At 42.7% G+C, this 14,051-nt stretch carries 17 protein-coding genes and 2 pseudogenes; 6 read left to right on the forward strand and 13 right to left on the reverse strand.

Annotation, left to right across the window (positions count from 1 at the left end):
• The first annotated feature begins 60 nt into the window (after window positions 1–60).
• Complete coding sequence (locus HWQ42_RS08480; protein ID WP_292786899.1) at window positions 61–504, forward strand: SRPBCC family protein; 444 nt, start codon at window positions 61–63, stop codon at window positions 502–504.
• 232 nt (window positions 505–736) lie between these two features.
• Here the strand turns inward: HWQ42_RS08480 and HWQ42_RS08485 are convergent, their stop codons facing one another.
• The 4 genes from HWQ42_RS08485 to HWQ42_RS08500 all read right to left on the reverse strand — a co-directional run bounded on the left by HWQ42_RS08485 (window position 737) and on the right by HWQ42_RS08500 (window position 3,503).
• A complete protein-coding gene (locus HWQ42_RS08485; protein WP_292810966.1) occupies window positions 737–955 on the reverse strand; it encodes a type II toxin-antitoxin system HicB family antitoxin in 219 nt (72 codons plus the stop codon).
• A 57-nt stretch (window positions 956–1,012) separates the two neighbouring features.
• Entirely contained in the window at window positions 1,013–1,249 is a 237-nt protein-coding gene (locus HWQ42_RS08490; RefSeq protein WP_099101972.1) for a 2Fe-2S iron-sulfur cluster-binding protein, read from the reverse strand.
• Between the two features lie 100 nt (window positions 1,250–1,349).
• Entirely contained in the window at window positions 1,350–2,834 is a 1,485-nt protein-coding gene (gene cobQ, locus HWQ42_RS08495; RefSeq protein WP_292810968.1) for a cobyric acid synthase CobQ, read from the reverse strand.
• Window positions 2,835–3,098: 264 nt separating this feature from the next.
• Entirely contained in the window at window positions 3,099–3,503 is a 405-nt protein-coding gene (locus tag HWQ42_RS08500; RefSeq protein ID WP_292810970.1) for an Npun_F0494 family protein, read from the reverse strand.
• Between the two features lie 194 nt (window positions 3,504–3,697).
• Here HWQ42_RS08500 and HWQ42_RS08505 point away from each other — a divergent pair, with 194 nt between their 5' ends.
• Window positions 3,698–4,138: a peroxiredoxin gene (locus tag HWQ42_RS08505; protein WP_099101976.1), complete on the forward strand. Its 441-nt coding sequence runs from the start codon at window positions 3,698–3,700 to the stop codon at window positions 4,136–4,138.
• Window positions 4,139–4,202: 64 nt separating this feature from the next.
• Here HWQ42_RS08505 and HWQ42_RS08510 read toward each other — a convergent pair whose 3' ends face one another.
• From HWQ42_RS08510 to HWQ42_RS08530, 5 genes are all read right to left on the reverse strand, one after another.
• On the reverse strand, window positions 4,203–4,601 hold the full coding sequence (locus HWQ42_RS08510; RefSeq protein ID WP_292740699.1) for a hypothetical protein: 399 nt from the start codon (window positions 4,599–4,601) through the stop codon (window positions 4,203–4,205).
• 39 nt (window positions 4,602–4,640) lie between these two features.
• Complete coding sequence (locus HWQ42_RS08515; RefSeq protein WP_292740917.1) at window positions 4,641–5,528, reverse strand: ABC transporter permease; 888 nt, start codon at window positions 5,526–5,528, stop codon at window positions 4,641–4,643.
• 119 nt (window positions 5,529–5,647) lie between these two features.
• On the reverse strand, window positions 5,648–6,667 hold the full coding sequence (locus tag HWQ42_RS08520; RefSeq protein WP_292740701.1) for an ABC transporter ATP-binding protein: 1,020 nt from the start codon (window positions 6,665–6,667) through the stop codon (window positions 5,648–5,650).
• Window positions 6,668–6,802: 135 nt separating this feature from the next.
• A complete protein-coding gene (locus HWQ42_RS08525; protein ID WP_292810972.1) occupies window positions 6,803–7,786 on the reverse strand; it encodes a choice-of-anchor A family protein in 984 nt (327 codons plus the stop codon).
• A gap of 195 nt (window positions 7,787–7,981) precedes the next feature.
• Entirely contained in the window at window positions 7,982–9,451 is a 1,470-nt protein-coding gene (locus HWQ42_RS08530; RefSeq protein WP_292810974.1) for an aminotransferase class I/II-fold pyridoxal phosphate-dependent enzyme, read from the reverse strand.
• A gap of 110 nt (window positions 9,452–9,561) precedes the next feature.
• Here HWQ42_RS08530 and HWQ42_RS08535 point away from each other — a divergent pair, with 110 nt between their 5' ends.
• Window positions 9,562–10,269 carry a M15 family metallopeptidase gene (locus tag HWQ42_RS08535; protein WP_292810976.1) on the forward strand — a complete coding sequence of 236 codons (708 nt, stop codon included), beginning with the start codon at window positions 9,562–9,564 and terminating at the stop codon, window positions 10,267–10,269.
• A 5-nt stretch (window positions 10,270–10,274) separates the two neighbouring features.
• On the opposite strand, the gene HWQ42_RS08540 is transcribed toward HWQ42_RS08535, so the two are convergent.
• Window positions 10,275–10,748, reverse strand: a complete 474-nt coding sequence (locus HWQ42_RS08540) for a TspO/MBR family protein (RefSeq protein WP_292740707.1) — start codon at window positions 10,746–10,748, stop codon at window positions 10,275–10,277.
• A 90-nt stretch (window positions 10,749–10,838) separates the two neighbouring features.
• Window positions 10,839–11,312: a TspO/MBR family protein gene (locus HWQ42_RS08545; RefSeq protein WP_292740709.1), complete on the reverse strand. Its 474-nt coding sequence runs from the start codon at window positions 11,310–11,312 to the stop codon at window positions 10,839–10,841.
• Between the two features lie 163 nt (window positions 11,313–11,475).
• On the opposite strand from HWQ42_RS08545, the pseudogene HWQ42_RS08550 reads away from it, so the two are divergent.
• Window positions 11,476–11,571: pseudogene (locus HWQ42_RS08550) on the forward strand (chorismate mutase); the annotation flags it as partial.
• A 67-nt stretch (window positions 11,572–11,638) separates the two neighbouring features.
• On the forward strand, window positions 11,639–12,190 hold the full coding sequence (locus HWQ42_RS08555) for an opioid growth factor receptor-related protein (protein ID WP_292810978.1): 552 nt from the start codon (window positions 11,639–11,641) through the stop codon (window positions 12,188–12,190).
• A gap of 29 nt (window positions 12,191–12,219) precedes the next feature.
• Here the strand turns inward: HWQ42_RS08555 and HWQ42_RS08560 are convergent.
• Window positions 12,220–12,405: pseudogene (locus HWQ42_RS08560) on the reverse strand (hypothetical protein).
• Between the two features lie 194 nt (window positions 12,406–12,599).
• Between HWQ42_RS08560 and HWQ42_RS08565 the strand changes: the two are divergent.
• Window positions 12,600–12,812 (forward strand): DUF433 domain-containing protein, encoded by a 213-nt coding sequence (locus HWQ42_RS08565; protein WP_292810980.1) that lies wholly within the window; start codon window positions 12,600–12,602, stop codon window positions 12,810–12,812.
• On the opposite strand, the gene crtR is transcribed toward HWQ42_RS08565, so the two are convergent.
• On the reverse strand, window positions 12,787–13,677 hold the full coding sequence (gene crtR, locus HWQ42_RS08570; RefSeq protein WP_292811028.1) for a beta-carotene hydroxylase: 891 nt from the start codon (window positions 13,675–13,677) through the stop codon (window positions 12,787–12,789). The two genes, HWQ42_RS08565 and crtR, sit on opposite strands and share 26 nt — an antisense overlap.
• Window positions 13,678–14,051 lie beyond the last annotated feature (374 nt).

Consider the following 14,051-nt stretch of genomic DNA (forward strand, 5'->3'; position numbering starts at 1 on the left):
AACTCCAAAGAGTGCAAAGAACGCGATCGCAAAGCATCTCGTAGAAAAGGAAAAAGAGAAATGCCAGACTGGTTAGAGCATACTGTGCAGGTAGAAGTAGAGGCTCCCATAGATTTAGTATGGAGCCTCTGGTCTGATTTAGAGCAAATGCCCCGGTGGATGAAGTGGATTGATTCAGTGAAAATTCCGCCAGATAATCCAGATATATCTCTTTGGAAATTAAAAACGGGCAGTCTAGAATTTAATTGGCAATCCCGAATTCTCAAAGTTATTCCTAACCAAATTATCCAATGGGAATCGGTTGATGGTTTGCCGAATCAGGGAGCGATTCGCTTTTACGATCGCCACAATAGTAGCATTGTCAAAATGACTATTTCCTATGCTATCCCCGGCATTCTTGGCAAAATTATGGATAACTTGTTTTTGGGGCGGATAGTTGAATCGACGATTCAAGCTGATTTGGAAAGGTTTAAAGAATACGCGCTGAATGTTAAAGCTAATTGATATAGATAGCAAAAACAGGCAGTAGGAAACAAGATATCAAAGTTTCTTACTGCCTAATGGCACTTTCATTACCTCATTTAAATATGTATTTACAGCAAGCTTTTTATTGACTAAACTATACAATTTTTTTAAATACAAAATAACCGTAATAATACACAAAAATACTATTCCAACCAAAATAAACTGCGAGCGCGCAAATTGTGCGGCATTAGTTACAACCTACTCAATTGCTTTAACGCACTCTACTTACTGTTGGTTCTGGAAGTGGATCACCTACAGCTTCGTAAGCAATAATTAGAGACTCTAAGGCTTCAATCCCATTTGCCACAGCTAACTCGTAAGTATCCCCATGAGTCCGCCAGCGTTGTCCTGGAAAATCAGGAAATCCTACTAAGAAGCAATCATCTTCCTGAGACCACTGAATAACCATTTGGTATTTAAGCTTACTCATCTTGTTTTTTCTCCTCTACTTCCTCATCTGATATTTTGAACTTAGAGGGTTAAAAAACTACCAAGTTGGATCGCTAAATAAATTAATCGTCAATTCCTCGCGTGGCGGTACTCCGGTGATACAAGCGCGGATAATCTCTCCATCCTCTAATTCGACGGTACAAGCGTGACAAGACCCCATGAGACAACCGGTGGGAATAAACACCCCAGCCCGGTCTGCTACATCTAAGAGGGCTTCTCCCACTTCGGCATCTACTGTGACATCATCTGGTAAAAAGCGGACACGAACAATCATCAATGGTACGCATTTAAGAGAGTTGTCATTTGTCAGTTGTCCTTTGTCCTTTGCAAATGACCAATGACCAATGACTAATGACATTTCAACGCATTTTAGCTTAAGACAAAAACAGACTTAAGTCTAAATGGCTTTCAACTTCAATGGCTAGAGAGTCCAAAATCTGCTCTCGCTGTTCTCGATAGTTAGCAACACCGGTAGGCAAAGATTTTAAACCCCGCTGTTGACGGAGGCGATTTAACCAAGCCCGTCGCCAAGGCCCATTGTCAAAAAGCCCGTGGAGGTAACTTCCCCACACTGATTGACAACTATCTACTAACCCTAAATTAATATCGTCAAATAGGGCATGGTAGGATTGAGGATCTATGCCTTGCTGTTCGATGCGCGATCGCCCTTGGTGGATTTCAAAGCCATTGACTGGCAAGCCCTGTTGGGGATAATTTGAGCTAACTTGGCGCTGGCGGGCGATTTTTTGCCCTGTAATGACAGTTCTGATTGGTAAAAGATTTAACCCTTGAAATCTGCCAGCTTGTCCCTCTATCCCTTCTGGGTCGGCGATGATTTGACCGAGCATTTGATAGCCACCGCAGATACCTAAAATCGTTCCCCCAGAAGCAGCGTAGTTTTGGATCGCTTCTGCCATACCGCTTTTTTGCAACAGTAGCAAGTCAGCAATTGTGGTCTTTGTACCTGGGATAATCACGGCATCAGGATGTCCCAAATCTTGCTTAGGGCTTAAGTACTTGATTGAAACTGTACTTTCTGATTCCAGTGGGTCAAAGTCGGTGAAATTGGCAATTCTTGGTAAGCGGATGACGGCAATGGTGAGGTCAGTTTGGGCTTTATTCGTGGACGATTGACGTTCTAGCAGGTCAAGAGAATCTTCTGCTGGAAACATTTCTTGCAAGTAGGGTATAACACCGATAACGGGGATACCTGTGCGTTCTTCTAACCATTTTATCCCCGGATCTAACAGCGATCGCTGCCCTCGAAACTTATTAATTACTATACCTTTAATTAAGGCGCGTTCATCTGGTTCCAATAACTCTAAGGTTCCAACAACATGAGCAAAAGCACCACCTCGATCAATGTCAACTACTAACATCGTTGGCGCATTTAAATATTTTGCCACCCGCATATTAGTTAAGTCGCGGTGTTTGAGATTAATTTCTGCTGGACTACCGGCACCTTCACAAACCACCATGTCAAATTCTGTTCCTAAATGCTGTAGCGATTCTTCAATTGTCCGCCACCCCAATTCAAAATATTGCTCGTAGTAATCTGAGGCACTCACTTTACCAACAGACCTACCTTTAATAATTACTTGGGAAGTCATATCTCCTTGGGGTTTGAGTAAAATTGGGTTCATTTCTACCCAAGGCACGACTCCCGCAGCCCAAGCTTGCACTGCTTGGGCATAGCCAATTTCTCCACCACTGGCAGTGACATAAGCATTTAAAGCCATATTTTGACCTTTAAAGGGAGCCACTCGCCAACCACGCCGCGACAGAATGCGACAAATAGCTGTAGTTAAAAGTGATTTCCCTGCATGGGATGTTGTCCCCACTACCATAATTGATTTCATAGTTGCTTATCACTTAGTTTTTCAAAATACAGGTTAATTTTTAGGAATGAACAACAGGGGAGCAGGGGAGAAAGTTGCAGTAAGTTTTTCCCCTCTGCACCTCTGGCTTTTGTGCCCAATGCCCAACGCCCTATACCCAATGCCTACTATAACCATCACAAATTATAGTTGGATGGTTATGGTAAAGACTTCATGAATAGATGTGATGTTTCCGTGTATATTGTTCCCTTTGATTCCCTAATCCTAACTCTGGGATTTTTTATTCTAAAAAGGTATCCGTAACCAACGAATCACTGCATCATACAAACGATCGCGCCATGAAGGAGGACGCCAACTTTTACCCTGGTACTGTTCCACTAACTGGCGTCCCAAGGGAGTTAGACGAAAACTATCTGTAATTCCCTGACCATCCACTTCTCGGCGCAATACACCTACTTGAATCAACCAGCCCAAAGCGTCATCACAAGCTAATTCTGATAAAGGGCGTTTAGTATAGCCCTGCTTGAGTCCATTTTCCAGAGCGATCGCAGTTACTGATACACTCTGGTGGCCCATCACTTCAAATAAAGATACATTAAAAGGCGAACACACTAGCGATCGCTCGGCTCTTTCTACTGTGCTTTGAGGATAGACAAAAATATTTGGGTTTTGGGAATCAACAGCAGGCATCGTGTATGGGTATAAATTTTTCTTCTAGTAAAGATTAATTTAATAATATATTTTTTCTAGTACCAAATACCTGATTTAACCAAAACTAGTTACCTAAAGTGTATTTATCCTATTTTTTAGTAATTATATTTAAACATTATAAATTAATGTAAAATTTCAAGTGCATCAACAATCTGAAACAGGAAAGGTTAATTATGCCTCTAGCAGTTGGTACGGATGCACCTGCATTTACCGCCAAAGATACAAACGGCAACACAGTCTCGTTATCTGATTTTGCCGGAAAGACGGTTGTTTTGTATTTTTACCCCAAAGATGACACGCCAGGCTGCACCAAACAAGCCTGTAGTTTTCGAGATGCCCAGTCTCAATATCAAGGTAAAGATATTGTAATCTTGGGCGTCAGTGCAGATGATGAAGTCTCCCATCAAGCATTCACCCAAAAATATAACTTGAATTTTCCCCTACTGGCTGACAGCGACAAATCCCTAATCAAAGCTTTCGATGTGGATGGCGGCGGTTATGCCAAGCGCGTCACCTACGTAATTGACCCTAGCGGCAAAATTACCCATGTTGACAGTGCTGTAAATACCACCACCCATGCTAGCGATGTTTTAGCTGCACTTGGGCTGATCTGATAATTCAGGATTTTTAAATAGTCTTAGCCCCAAGCCTCTAGAGGCTTGGGGTTCTTTGTTTGATTCAGTTACCTGATGGTGGTGTCACCAATGGCGGCGTAACTGATGGTTGTGTAACTGTTGGCAAACTGAGGGTTGGTTGCTGTTGTTGACCTTGAATTAGTTTTTGTTGCCTTGCTTTAAAGGCTGCTGCTGCTGAGTTTAGTTCTTCATTCTGTTGGTTAGAATCCCAGTTGAGAGTCCCGAAATTTGCCCGATGAATCAAATCGAACATATTGAAATTGTCTGAGTTGGAACGGGAGAAAGGATCGGTATTTTGGTCTGTTGTACTATTACTGGGGAAAGCATCGGTTGGGCTGCTGACTTGAGCCGAACTTGGTTGAGCCATAAGCAAGGAAGCAAAGCTAATTCCTGCTGCCGTAGCTATAAAGAGTCTAGTAATTTGTAAAAATGGTTTTTTCATGGGTTTTGACCCTACCTAAAATTTATCTATTTTATCCTTTTAAGCCAGAGTCCGCCGCAGTTGGGGTTGAATACTTACTAAGGCGACTAGGGCAAAGCCAAACAACACCAGCAAGGCTCCCCCAAAGGTAACGTCGCCCCAAGGAGCCTGCATCACTACACTACCTAGTCCCCAATTACTGTGGAAATAGAGATAGCGAATTGGTTCGATCGCATAGCTGAGAGGATTCAGGGTAGCTACAACCTGCAACCACTTAGGCATGAAGGATAGAGGTGCTAAAGCTGTACTTGCAAACAATAATGGTAGATTAGTGACGAAAATCACTGCAATCAATTCAATGTGTCCGGGTAGAGCGAAAGCTAAACCGAGGGAGATGGCTGTTACACCCAAAGCTAAGAGTAAGACAATTAGAGCGATCGCACTTAAACCTGCTAAATCTGGAAGTCCAGCCCCCAAGAACGCCGCTGCTGCTACAATCACCGCTGCTTGCAACAAACTTTGGCTGATGATAAAGATTGCCGAAGCAAAAACAATTGAAAACCGTGATGCTAAGGGTGCTACGAGTAAACGATTCAAAAAGCCGAACTCGCGGTCAAACATTACTGGTAAACCAGCATTCAGCGCCCCAGCAAAAGCTGTGAACACAATGATGCCAGCAGCCAAAAATTGGCCGTAATTTGTTGTATTGCCAAATATACCCTTGGGAGCATTTTGGAACAAAGCACCAAATAGCACTAACCACATTACCGGCTGAATAATTCCAGCAATTAAAGATGAGGGACGGCGTTGCAACTGAATAAACAAGCGACGAGTTAAAGCCAACGTCTCTTGTACCAATTCACCGAAAAAGTTAGGTGCAGTATTAGCATCTGCTTGTGGCGATGCTAATGGTTGCCAATTGATATCAGACTTAGGAGTAACACTCATAGTAATTTTGGATTTTGGATTTTGGATTTTAGATTGGGGATTGGGATTAGGTGACAGGTGACAGGGAATAATCTGTACCCTGTAACCTGTCACCTATTCCCTTCTTCACTCCCCATTTCCTATCTCATATTCTGCTTCTTCTCAGCTTTGGGATCGCGGGTGGCGACGGCTGCGAGTTCTGCATCCAATAAGGTACGTCCCGTGGCAGCGAGATAAACGTCATCGAGGCTGGGGCGAGATTGGGCAATGCCAAATATGGGCAAGCCAGCGGTATTCAGCGCTTGCTGTATGTTAACGAGAACATCATTCTGAGGTGTCACTACCAAATTGAGTGAATTACCTTGAGCGCTGTTGATGATGACTTCTTGGACAAAGGGTAAAGGTTTCAGAAGGTTTTTAGCTTTTTCAGCTTCCTCAATGGGGGAAAACTCGCGGATTCGCAAGGTGATGCGATCGCCCCCTACTTGATCTTTCAATTGCGAAGGTGTACCACTGGCAATTACAACGCCGCGATCTATAATTGCCACGCGATCGGCTAAAGCGTCAATTTCTTCTAAGTAATGGCTGGTAATTACTACCGTCGTCCCAGAGGCGCGTAATTTTCTCAGGAAATCCCATACCACAAAACGAGTTTCTATGTCAAGCCCTACAGTTGGCTCATCCAACACCAAAACATCCGGTGCATGGAGCAACCCAGCAGCCAAGTCTAGGCGCTTGCGTAAACCGCCAGAGTAGGTTCCTGTCTTTTTATTAGCGTATTCTTGCAAACCAAGTAAATCTAACACCGTCTCAATACGCTGTTTGGCTACTGCGCCTGGAAGGTGATAAAGTGCTGCTTGCAATTGCAGCAGTTCTTTTCCAGTTAACACCTTATCTATAGCGACTTCCTGAGCCACATAGCCTAATCGTTGTCTTGCAACTCTCGGATTATCTAACACAGAGATGCCAGATACTTCGATTTTGCCAGCATCCGGTGTGGTCAGCGTACACAAAGCACGCAAGGTAGTAGTTTTCCCAGCACCGTTGGGGCCAAGTAAACCAAAAATTTCTCCTGGTTCTACCTGAAAGGAAACATCCTGGACGGCAACCACTGTACCGTAGCGCTTTTGCAAATTTTGAATGAAAACGGCGGGAGCCATGACAGCCGATCCCCAACTATACAAATCTCAATAAAGTCTATCCTTATTGTAGAAGGTAGAGAGCAAGGAAATAGCGCATGAGCGAAAATCTGTAAACAAATTCGCGTCATGCGCTATGCTGCCAAAAATTTTTAATTATTCTAAACAAGTCGCTTGATTGCGTTTGTAGCGAAACAAACCAAATACTACAGCAACTAATCCTAAACCTGGAAGATTTGCAGGCTCTGGAACCTGAATACGAGTGGGAGGCTTAGGCGGATTGTAGTACTTCGTTGGGACATCTGGCAGATCGCCATTAAATAGATAGTTGTGAGACTCACCATTTCCTGTCAAAGAAGCTACCACTACATTGCCGTTAATTTGACCATTATTGAAATTGAAATTAGCCAAAGGCGCAAGAATACTACCTTGGATGCCAATTCCACTAGCAGTTAAGTTTGTCGCTTCATAGAAGTTGTAGATTACTTTTTGTTTATCTGCGCCAATGATATTAAACCCAAAGTTTTGCAGCGACACATCCTTACCGCTGATATTGACAACGATAGTTGAATTTGCGTCCCCTTTAATTTCAAAATAGTTTGTCTTGGAGACAGATGAGCCTGCAAGATTAAAAACATTGAAAGCAGTACCACTGCCACTAAGGTTAATAGCACCCCAAGGTTGAACTGTTGTATTACCAGTAGGAGTCAAGGTTGCCAAATATTCAGATAGTCCTCGCAGTTCTTTCCCTGCTTCATTGAAGTCGATGGGATTACCCTGGCTGAGAGTTCCTTGAGGAAATCCCACATTGCTGGATACATTGGCGCTGCCTCCATAGACAGCATTACCGTGGTAGACTTGACCGTTGCTCAGAGTTAAATTCTGTCCAGCGACTACTACGTTGCCACTATTACCAGAAAGTTTGCTTCCAAGTCCGCCGACGAAATTTATGTTACCGCCAGCAGCAACTTTTCCTTCGATATCTGTATATTTTTGAGAGATATCTCCCAAAACAAATACATTGTAATCAGAGGCAGCGCCTAACTCAACTGCATTCGCTCTTGCTGAGAAACCCAGCGCTAGAGTGACTACAATCGGAGCTGCTACTTGCCCCCAAATATAATAGGTTTTTGATTTCATCTTATAGTTTAGGAATCATCAAGATGATCCTATGGGTATAAATCAAAGATTGCACTAGTTTAATAGCTATTTTATTGAAGTTTCACAATAGTAGAACTACTGTATATTTTTACCTAAATCTATTTGAAAAACCGCACATTTACTACTGACTTCATCAATTAAAATTTTATGAAGAGGAATTCAGTCGTTATAACGTTATTTCACAACTTTCAAAGTTTTGAGGCTAATGTCATTGCAACCGCTGATAGATGCACCCATAGCCTGGATTTGTTGTAGGTATTCAAGAACTGATTTGGTAATGACTTCTCCCGGCATTAACACAGGAATTCCTGGAGGATAGGGACAAACGATTTCAGCACAGATGCGTTTATTGGTTTGTGTCAAAGGTAGTATTTCACTGACAGCAAAAAAAGCTTCACGGGGAGAAAGTTCTAAAGCATAATCTAGTGTTCTGTCTAGATTTAGCCCAACCTGGTTTTTAACAGTCAAGTTGCTTTGGCGATATTCTTTGGCAAGGGTTGTGAAACCTTGTACTAATTTTTCAATATCGGCTGGGGTGTTGCCCAAAGTAATAATAAAGGTGAGATGTTGTAGTGAGGCAAATTCAGCAGTAACGGCAAATTTTTCATCCAAAATTTCATCTGCTTCAAATCCGGTTAAACCTAAACCAGAAACAGTGACAGTTAGTCGCGTTTTGTCTAAAGCTACAAAGCCGGGAGATTCCTCCAACTGAGGCATTTCCAAAACTGATAATTCAGGAATTTGACTGATTCTGGTTCTAGCTTCCTCAGCAAGTTGCAAAGTGCGAGACATCAGCATTTTTCCGTGTATTGCCATTTGCTGACGCGCTGCATCTAAAGAAGCTAAAAGTAAATAGCTAGGACTGGTAGACTGTACCAGTTGCAAAGCTTTACTGATGCGATCGCAATCTATCCTATTACCTTGGACGTGCAGCATCGATGCCTGTGTCATCGCACCGAGTACCTTGTGGATGGATTGTACAGTTAAATCTGCACCTGCGGCTAAAGCCGGAGTGGGTAATTCGGGATGAAAGGCAAAGTGTGCGCCGTGTGCCTCATCTACCAGTAGAGGAATATTATATTGCTGGGTAATGTTGGCGATCGCACTCAAATCTCCACAAACACCGTAATATGTTGGATAAACTACCAACACTGCTTTGGCATCGGGATGCTGTTGGAGTGCAGATTGTACAGCATTGGGCGTGATGCTGTGAGCAATATCTAAAACTGGATCGTATTCAGGATTGAGAAAAATTGGTATTGCACCAGAGAGAATTAAACCTGCGATCGCCGAAGAATGCACATTGCGAGGCAGAATGATTTTATCGCCTGTGCCACAGGTAGCGAGAATTGCCGCTTCAACACCACAGGTTGAACCATTGACAAGGAACCATGTTTGCGAAGCGCCAAATGTCTCAGCGGCTAGTTGTTGTGCTTCTTGAATAACACCTTGGGGCGCAAAAAGATTATCTAAATCTGCTAATTCGGTTAAATCAGCGCGAAAGACAGCTTTACCAAATAAATCAGCCAAGGGTTGAGAGATTCCCTCACCTTGTTTATGTCCTGGAGTGTAAAAAGGTGCATGAAGTCTTGCTGCATTGGCTTTTAAGGCATCTAATAGAGGTGTTTGGTTTTGATTGAGCATTTTTGGAGAAACAAACCGCAGAGGCGCGAAGGGCACAGAGGAAAAAGAGACTCGTTACAGAGAATGCTATGCTTTCGTTAAAATCCGTAATTTTTTGTGTGGCTGACTAGATGAGGCCTTATCATCAAATCCCAATTTTCGAGTGTAGTGAACCGCTAATCAAGATTCCTTTAGAATTGTTTGCGGTGGAATTTCCCCATCCTTATGAAAAATTAGGTGCGCCTTATGGCGATCGCTCCCCCTATTATCTCCGTCAAAGCGTTATTGAAAATTTGATCCAAGCGCAAAATTATCTTCAACTGTTGCATCCCAACTGGCATATCCAAATCTTTGATGCCTATCGCCCGATCGCAGTTCAGCAGTTTATGGTAGATTACAGCTTCGCCCAAGCAGTTCGGGATAGAGGACTGACTGAGGTGGAGTTATCACCAAACCAACGCCAAGAGATTTGGGAAGCAGTTTATGCAATTTGGGCTGCACCAAGTTTAGATGAAAAAACTCCGCCTCCTCACAGTACAGGTGGGGCAGTGGATGTAACGCTGGTGGATGATGCAGGGCAAATAGTAAATATGGGTTCGCCGATTGATGAAATGTCAGAGCGATCGCATCCAGATTATTATGCCAATAGCGATCGCTCTGAAACGCAAAAGTATCATCCTCATCGTCAATTATTGCGAGATGTAATGTTAAAAGCCGGCTTTCAACGCAATCCTAGAGAGTGGTGGCATTTTTCTGTTGGCGATCAAATGTGGGCTTGGCTGAATAATCAATCTAATCCAGCCAATCCTGTCACAGCACGTTATGGGCGGCTTACATAGATGCGTTATGCATCTTGAGGATTCAGTTCTTTTAACTCGTCGGTGGTGTAAGTACCAATGGGAGTCCAAACCAGATAGGGAAGGAGTAACAGAGCCGCCATTAGAGAAATCGGTAAAACGCAGATTGCCAGGACAACACCTGAAATCAAACCTATCAGCCCAAGAATTTCCCCAGCTTTGAGACTGCGAAACCTCAGCATTATAGGTATGTAGGCGACGGTGATAATTTCCACCAAAAGATACAAAGCCATTAGTAGCCAAGTAATGATGCCTCCGGGATTTTTTTCCCAGACAATATAAGCTGAAGCTGCACCGCAAATAAAAATCACAGTCCAGATGACCGGAATCAGTGGCTCAAAAACTAGCCAGCGAGGGCGACTTAACTTTGCAAACCATTTAACATCACGCGGCGCGATCAAGAAACTACCAAGGGCGATGAAGAAAGTTACAGCCCCAATTATTATCCAAGATGGAATCATAATGCACTTAAGCTTTGTGTATTTTGTCAAGTCATACACTGCAAGTGTGACAATTTAGGCTATATGTTTAATCATTCTCTAGGGCGATTCTTAGGCATCTTGAGGATTGAGACGGATCATCTGCCAAGTGGTATAAGTACCAATGGGACTCCAGAGCAAATAAGGAACTAGTAATAGGGCTGCCCAACCAGAAAAACCTAAGACTGCAAGTATCAATAAAGCACAAATGATTAAACCTGTGCCACCGAGAATTGTGCCGACTTTCAGACTGCGAAGCTTAAACATTACAGGCGTATAGGCAATGGTAACAATTTCTAATAGCAGATATAAACCCATGATTAACCAGGTTGAGGTGCTTCCTGGGTCTTTTTCCCAGACAATATAGGCTGACCAAGCACCGCAAATAAATATTACAGTCCAAATAATCGGAATTGCGCCCTCAAAAGTTAGCCATCTTGGTCGTTGTAAACGCTTGAACCATTGGCGATCGCTAGGCGTAATCACGTTCGCAGCTAAAGCAACCAAGAAAGCCACGCCCCCAATCACCATCCAAGATTTAATCATGCCCGTTATTCCTTTACCAGCGCTATCTATCGCTTAATATCACTCTTTATAGTGTGATTTTGTCAATTTAATTGCTAATTACTCATCATCCCTGAGTTTGAAACCTTCACATCGTTTGGCAGGATTTTAAATTATGGGCATTGGGAATGGCACAAAAAGTAGAAAGGACATGATTCGTGTGACTTTTTTAGTGACACGCGATTTGGATGCTATTTTTCCAGATGCGATCGCTATATCGTGTCCTGCTTGGGATAATGTTACCTTTGAAGCTATCTGTAGGCGAACGCGCCCAAAATCAAGATGTTGATTTGTGAAGGGAGTTTGCAATGAATCATCAAAAACAACTCAGTGCAATGCTTGTTCCCTTCTATTTAGGGCAGCAACAAGATTCAGAAGGTCGGACAATTCAAGAGATGTGGACTTGGGATTTTGAAGAATTGGAGTGTACCCATGATTACATTCAGTGGTTGTTCCCTTTACCTGAGAGAAGTGCATTCAATTCTGATGCACCCATCGTTGATGAGGAAGTAATTCAAGCATTTCAAAGCAACCCACAGCTACGTCAGAATTTGCTGCGTTCCTTCACAGTCATGCTTAAATTTTATGGGTTGCAAGGCCACCAGAGTAATGACGGAAAAATACTTGTTAGCCAGTCAGAAGACTATTTGAATCGTAAACACGAATGGGTCTGTATATTTAACCACAATTATCTTCGCATCACCCGTATATTAAAGTGCTTGATAACATTTGGATTGGAGAATGAAGCCCAAGCATTTTATGAATGCTTGGGGGAAATCTACCGTGAGAATAGCGATCGGATTGGAGGTGAAACATTTCAGTATTGGACAATTGCAGTCAAACCTAATGCAACAATGTAACAGCAAGTCTTAAATCGACCAGCCACACTTCACGAGGTTTCGGGTTCATCAATCAAATCCAATACTTCTTGTTCAACCACTCTCAAACGAAGAATATCTAGAGCATCCTGGTCTGCCAGTTTAATAATCTCTACAAGGCATTGCCGCACTTGTTGAGCAATGTCAGGTTGCCATTGACATAGTTTTGTGTCAAGTTATTGGACTAAAGCATCCATTTCAAGTTTCCATAATTAAGATATCGTATTTGCTTCTATGTTAAGGTATTCTGCCAGCAGGCTAGCATTGGTCATGATGCAGTTTTGCCAGGTAGCGATCGCGCTCTGCAAAGTGACAATGGAATATATGCTGAGATTTCCGAGACGATGAGAATTAGGCTCAAAAGGTAGTCTGTCGAACAGATGCTAACTATATGACATCCGCATCGCATGTTGTTCATAGCGACCCCGATATATTGGGGGGAACTCCTGTTTTTGTTGGTACTCGTGTGCCGATAAAAACCTTACTCGATTATCTAGAAGCTGGTGACTCACTGGATGAGTTTTTAGATCACTTTCCCAGTGTCAGCCGTGAGCAAGCGATCGCTTTATGCAATAATTCTATCCTTTTTGGTGATGAAATCTAATTCCTAAAAAGATGTCGTAAACAAACTCAAAAAAGTCCTTTTTCTGCAACAATCCTGAAGTTTGATAACATCCTTTTTCATCTAACAGAGGCTTCATCACATAGTATGCAGGTTGGTAATTATACCAAGGAATAGAAGGCCACAAATGATGAATTAAGTGGTAATTCTGTCCCATAATTAGGATATTGAGAACTTGGTTCGGATAGACGCGAGCATTTTTCCAGCGATCGCGCTCCGCAAAAGGACGATGGGGCAAATAGTCGAAAAATAATCCTAGTGCTATCCCCACCACAAAAGCCGGTAAAAACCAAAAATTGAGAATATAACCCAAAAAGTGGTATTGCACTGAGATATAAACAATTACACCAACAATTAAGCGGCTGATGAACCATTCTAGTAGCTCATATTTACGCCACAGTTGTCGTTGAAAGAAAAACACCTCGTGGTACAAAAACCGCACTGCAATCAGCCATAGAGGCCCACCCGTAGAGACATAATGATCCGGGTCGTCTTTAGGATGATTGACATGACCATGATGCTGTAAATGCACCCGCGTAAAGACTGGAAAAGCAAAAGCTAACATCAACGCACTGCCATGTCCTAACATTGCATTCATTACCCGGTTGCGATGGGCAGATTGGTGACAGGCATCATGAATTACTGTTCCAGCACAATGCAAGGCAATAGTATTAACGCAAAAGCATAGCCAGTGCGGCCATTCCCAAAGCCAGTAACCAAAGTTAGATAACACCAACATGGATACAGCTACAGAAAACAACAGCAGCGTCGGATTAAAATCACCAGGAGGCGCTAAAAATTCCTTGGGTGGGATTGTCAGTGGCTTTTGTGCCTCCGATGCGATCATCTCTAACATTGACTCCTTCTTGAGCAGACATTACGAATATACGATAAATATTATTGAATAATAAAGTTTTGCAAATTTTTGTATAGCAATATTTATCCACAGCTTTGCATATCAGCAGATGAATAACGCTATGATTCCAGACGAAGCCTAGTCTTTACTGATAAGTGGGGTATGACAATCGGCAGAAAGTTTATGGAACAAACTCCTTCGTAGGGAGGATGGATACAAGATTGATGTACTATATCTAGTCTATCCCACAGCCCCATTCTCCAATAAACCCTCATCTAACTGCTTATATCTTATTGATATAGCAGTGACTGAAAAGGAGATGCCACTTAAGTTACGATGACTTCCCAGATAGCTCCCTAACTTCA

This window comes from Nostoc sp. JL23 (assembly GCF_017115065.1).
Classification (GTDB): Bacteria; Cyanobacteriota; Cyanobacteriia; order Cyanobacteriales; family Nostocaceae; genus Nostoc; species Nostoc punctiforme_A.

Coding starts and splice junctions, on each gene's coding strand:
- HWQ42_RS08480 (WP_292786899.1), top strand. CDS start 61: ATGCCAGACTGGTTAGAGCATACTGTGCAGGTAGAAGTAGAGGCTCCC.
- HWQ42_RS08485 (WP_292810966.1), bottom strand. CDS start 955: ATGAGTAAGCTTAAATACCAAATGGTTATTCAGTGGTCTCAGGAAGAT.
- HWQ42_RS08490 (WP_099101972.1), bottom strand. CDS start 1,249: ATGATTGTTCGTGTCCGCTTTTTACCAGATGATGTCACAGTAGATGCC.
- cobQ (WP_292810968.1), bottom strand. CDS start 2,834: ATGAAATCAATTATGGTAGTGGGGACAACATCCCATGCAGGGAAATCA.
- HWQ42_RS08500 (WP_292810970.1), bottom strand. CDS start 3,503: ATGCCTGCTGTTGATTCCCAAAACCCAAATATTTTTGTCTATCCTCAA.
- HWQ42_RS08505 (WP_099101976.1), top strand. CDS start 3,698: ATGCCTCTAGCAGTTGGTACGGATGCACCTGCATTTACCGCCAAAGAT.
- HWQ42_RS08510 (WP_292740699.1), bottom strand. CDS start 4,601: ATGAAAAAACCATTTTTACAAATTACTAGACTCTTTATAGCTACGGCA.
- HWQ42_RS08515 (WP_292740917.1), bottom strand. CDS start 5,528: ATGAGTGTTACTCCTAAGTCTGATATCAATTGGCAACCATTAGCATCG.
- HWQ42_RS08520 (WP_292740701.1), bottom strand. CDS start 6,667: ATGGCTCCCGCCGTTTTCATTCAAAATTTGCAAAAGCGCTACGGTACA.
- HWQ42_RS08525 (WP_292810972.1), bottom strand. CDS start 7,786: ATGAAATCAAAAACCTATTATATTTGGGGGCAAGTAGCAGCTCCGATT.
- HWQ42_RS08530 (WP_292810974.1), bottom strand. CDS start 9,451: ATGCTCAATCAAAACCAAACACCTCTATTAGATGCCTTAAAAGCCAAT.
- HWQ42_RS08535 (WP_292810976.1), top strand. CDS start 9,562: ATGAGGCCTTATCATCAAATCCCAATTTTCGAGTGTAGTGAACCGCTA.
- HWQ42_RS08540 (WP_292740707.1), bottom strand. CDS start 10,748: ATGATTCCATCTTGGATAATAATTGGGGCTGTAACTTTCTTCATCGCC.
- HWQ42_RS08545 (WP_292740709.1), bottom strand. CDS start 11,312: ATGATTAAATCTTGGATGGTGATTGGGGGCGTGGCTTTCTTGGTTGCT.
- HWQ42_RS08555 (WP_292810978.1), top strand. CDS start 11,639: ATGAATCATCAAAAACAACTCAGTGCAATGCTTGTTCCCTTCTATTTA.
- HWQ42_RS08565 (WP_292810980.1), top strand. CDS start 12,600: ATGACATCCGCATCGCATGTTGTTCATAGCGACCCCGATATATTGGGG.
- crtR (WP_292811028.1), bottom strand. CDS start 13,677: ATGATCGCATCGGAGGCACAAAAGCCACTGACAATCCCACCCAAGGAA.